Below are 3,676 nucleotides of genomic sequence, written 5' to 3'. Positions count from 1 at the left end.
ATCTTGTTCCATTGTTGAAAATATGGTATACTTTTCATGAGAATTTTCTAAATTTCTAAGATTCTATCAAAGGAGGTTTGCATGCTTTCCAAATTTTATGGAAGCCGACAAGACCAGCAATTTTTGTTACTTTTAGTTATTTTGCTAGGTATTTTAGGGATTTCTCTCTTTCTAGCAGTTTCAATGGGATCTGTTGCAATTGATCTAGGAGACACCTATCGGATTATTTTGAGCAGGTTAGGATTTCCTCTTGAGATAGGAGAGGTTTCCAAGTCCACTCTTGCCATTGTATGGAACATGAGATTCCCCCGAGTATTGTTAGGTTTGATAGTGGGGGCTGGTCTTTCTATGTGTGGTAGTGTGATGCAGTCTACAGTGAACAATCCTATCGCAGAGCCTTATGTCTTAGGAATATCTGCGGGTGCAACTCTAGGGGCAACCTTGAGCATCATTCTTGGTTTAAAAGTGATGATTAGCCTTGGAGCTTTTCTTGGAGCTATTTTGGCAACAATTGTTGTTCTCATCATTGCCTCTATGCAGGGAAGAATGACGACTTCTAGTCTGATTTTATCAGGAACGGTGGTCAACGCTCTCTTTCTGGCTTTTTCAAACTTTATTATCTCAGTCGGAGCTAATGCGGATAGTGTGATGACCATTAAGTTTTGGACAATGGGCTCGCTTGCTGGGACTACCTGGGCAGACTTGGTCCTGCCAACTATAGTAGTAGGAATGACCTTTCTATTTTTCTCTACCCAGTATCGTGTTTTCAATGCGATGATGATGGGAGATGAGGCTGCTTTAACTTTGGGGATTCCCTTACGCTTTTATTGGTATCTTTATGTGACCATGGTGGCTGTGCTGACAGCAGTCTTAGTGGCAACCTGTGGGATTATTGGATTTGTCGGTCTGATTACTCCACATTTAGCTCGAGGGTTAGTAGGAACGAATTACAAGAGGCTTTTTCCTGTTGCAACCTTGCTAGGTGCCCTCTTTGTCATTTGGGCAGACGTACTCTCTCGTATCATCATTCCAAACGCAGAGCTTCCTATTGGTATTTTCACAGCCTTAGTAGGTGCTCCCTTCTTTATCTACATTGTTGGAGGTAGGCGAAGGGAGGTGAGAGTCTGATATGGACTTGATTTGTCAGGATATCCATTTTGGACTAGGAGAGAAAAAAATCCTCAAAGGAGTCTCTCTTAAGGTTGAAGGGAATCAATTTCACACGATATTAGGACCAAATGGAAGCGGGAAAACCAGTCTACTTAAACTCCTCTATCGTCAGGAAAAGGTGGACAAAGGCTTGATAAGCCTAGATGGAAAGCCGCTGGAGCATTGGACGCTCAAAGAAACAGCCAAGCAAATGGCAGTTGTCACCCAGTTTAATCAATTGCAGTTTGATTGTACAGTTGAAGAAATCGTCTTGCTGGGAAGAACTCCCCACCTCTCTTTTTTACAGAAGGAAAGGGAAAGAGATTTTACACTCGTTCAAGATGCCCTCGTTAAGGTGGATATGCTTGAGAAGAAAACTCGTCTCTATTCGTCTCTGTCAGGGGGAGAGAAACAGCGAGTCTTACTAGCCCGCGCCTTGGTGCAAGAACCGACTCTCTTGCTCCTAGACGAACCAACCAATCACCTGGATATCAAGTATCAGCTAGACTTGTTGGCCATTGTGAAGAAACTCAAGGTCAATGTTCTAGCTGTCCTGCATGATATTCAACTTGCTTGTCGCTATTCGGATTATCTCTATCTAATGAAAGAGGGAGAAATCCTTTACCAAGGGACTCCAAAGGAGACCATCACCCCTGAGTCATTGCAAACTGTATATGGAGTTCAAAGTCAGGTGACTTGGACCGAGGATCAGCAAGCCATGATTCACTATTTATAAGAATGAAAAGGAAAATAAGATGAAAAAAACACTAAGCATTTTACTGGTAACAGTAGCTACCTTAACTTTGGCAGCTTGTGGCAACACTACTACAGAAAAAGCTACCACACAATCTAGCACAGAAACAAGTCAAAAGGCGAGCACAGAGACGACTTATCCACTAAAGATTAAGACCTATGATGCTAAAGGGAATGAAGTCGAACAAGTTTTTGATAAGGCACCTGAAAAAGTTATCACCAACAATCTTTCAACCACTGAAATCTTATTGGAGTTGGGGTTGAAGGATAAAATTGTTGGCATGCTCAATCCAGATAATGCTGTGACGGACAAATACAAGGACGCGATTGCGACTATTCCTCAAATTGGGGATAAAAAAACAGTCTCACAAGAGACAGTCCTTTCTTATGAGCCAGAAGCTGTGATGGGTCGAAACATGATGTTTTCTGAAAAATCCTTGGGGACAGTTAGCACTTGGAATGAAAACAAAATCCCAGTCTATACTCAAAAAGCTTCTCTCTCAACGATTCAGCAAGATTTGGGGAATATCGTAGAAGATGTCAAAAATCTTGGAATGATTTTTAATGTTCAGGACAAGGCTAATGAATACGCAGCTCAATTACAAACTAAAATTGACGCTGTTAAGAAAGCAAATCCAGCAAGCCAAGGTGAAAAGAAAAAGGCTTTGATTATGGTTGCTTATAATGATGAAACCTTCGGTGCCTACAAGTCTGCCTTGCAAGAAAGTTTGCTGAACCAACTTGGTTATACAAACGTTGCTACGGGGACATCAGGCTTGACCTTGGAAAATCTCGTGTCAATGGATCCTGAATTGATTATCTATGTAACCAGCGACCGCAATAAAAAATTGGATGAAAAAGCAGTAGAGTTGATGAAGGCAAATGCTGTTTTGGAAAGCGTTCCTGCTATTAAGAATCAAAAAATCATGACCATCTCTTACGATGAATTGATGGACTATGGTCCAGCAGTGATTGATTCCCTTGAGAAAATCAATGACTTTATCAATAAATAATGAGTTTGATTGGGAAGGGATTCAAGTCAAGATTAGCCTTCCTTCTACCTACGCCCCCAATCAAACCTATCCGGCGATTCTCTTGAATGATGGAAACTTGGATTTCCTATCCTCCCTTTCCGAATCTGTGATTTTAGTGGGCTTAACCTCTAAAAATCGCCTAGACGACTACACTCCCTGGAAGGCATCGGCTCTGAGAGATGGGGCTCCAGATTTTGGAGGTCAGGCCAACGTCTATCATGATCATTTATTTGGAGGTCTTTTGGACCAGTTGCAGTCGCTTTATCGACTGGATGAAGCACGTCTGGCCTACGGAGGTTATTCACTAGGTGGCTTGGCGGCAGTTTACAGTCTTTTCAGCTTTGACAAGGTTTCCTGTGTCTTCTCCATCTGCGGTTCTTTTTGGTATCCTGATTTTGTGGCTTACTGCAAGGAAGAAAAGGTGAAAAATTTGGACTGTTTGCTGTATTTACAGAATGGTCAAACAGAAGGAGTCAATCATAGCAATCGCTTGGCTCAAGCACCAGTCTATGCTGAGCAAATCCATACCAGTCTTCAGAAATGCTATCCGAACGGCCAGTTTGTCTTTGATCCTTATGGACACCATGAACAAGTGGCTGAACGATTTTTAGCCTTTTCTAGCTGGTTGGCCCAAAAATGGAAAATCGAATAAAAGATTTATCCCTTGGCACATGCCAAGGGATTGTTGTAGTACGACGGGCATGTCGTACATCTGAGGTGTAAGTCCTCCGTGGGCACCC

Annotated in this window: 4 protein-coding genes; all 4 read left to right on the top strand. The window is 42.2% G+C overall.

All coding sequences use genetic code 11. The features are described from left to right. Positions 1-81 precede the first annotated feature (81 nt). From RYL77_RS08865 to RYL77_RS08850, 4 genes are read left to right on the top strand one after another with little or no spacing between them, the layout of a single operon-like run. A complete protein-coding gene (locus tag RYL77_RS08865; RefSeq protein ID WP_315011005.1) occupies positions 82-1,128 on the top strand; it encodes an iron ABC transporter permease in 1,047 nt (348 codons plus the stop codon). Between the two features lies 1 nt (position 1,129). Next, on the top strand, positions 1,130-1,885 hold the full coding sequence (locus tag RYL77_RS08860) for an ABC transporter ATP-binding protein (protein WP_315011004.1): 756 nt from the start codon (positions 1,130-1,132) through the stop codon (positions 1,883-1,885). A 19-nt stretch (positions 1,886-1,904) separates the two neighbouring features. Further along, positions 1,905-2,915, top strand: coding sequence for an ABC transporter substrate-binding protein (locus RYL77_RS08855; RefSeq protein ID WP_315011003.1), 1,011 nt, complete (start codon positions 1,905-1,907; stop codon positions 2,913-2,915). Next, positions 2,896-3,588, top strand: coding sequence for an alpha/beta hydrolase-fold protein (locus tag RYL77_RS08850; RefSeq protein ID WP_315011002.1), 693 nt, complete (start codon positions 2,896-2,898; stop codon positions 3,586-3,588). The genes RYL77_RS08855 and RYL77_RS08850 overlap by 20 nt, the downstream gene beginning before the upstream one ends. Positions 3,589-3,676: the final 88 nt, after the last annotated feature.

Source organism: uncultured Streptococcus sp. (genome assembly GCF_963516515.1).
Classification (GTDB): domain Bacteria; phylum Bacillota; class Bacilli; order Lactobacillales; family Streptococcaceae; genus Streptococcus.
This window is presented reverse-complemented; position numbering and strand designations above follow the sequence as displayed.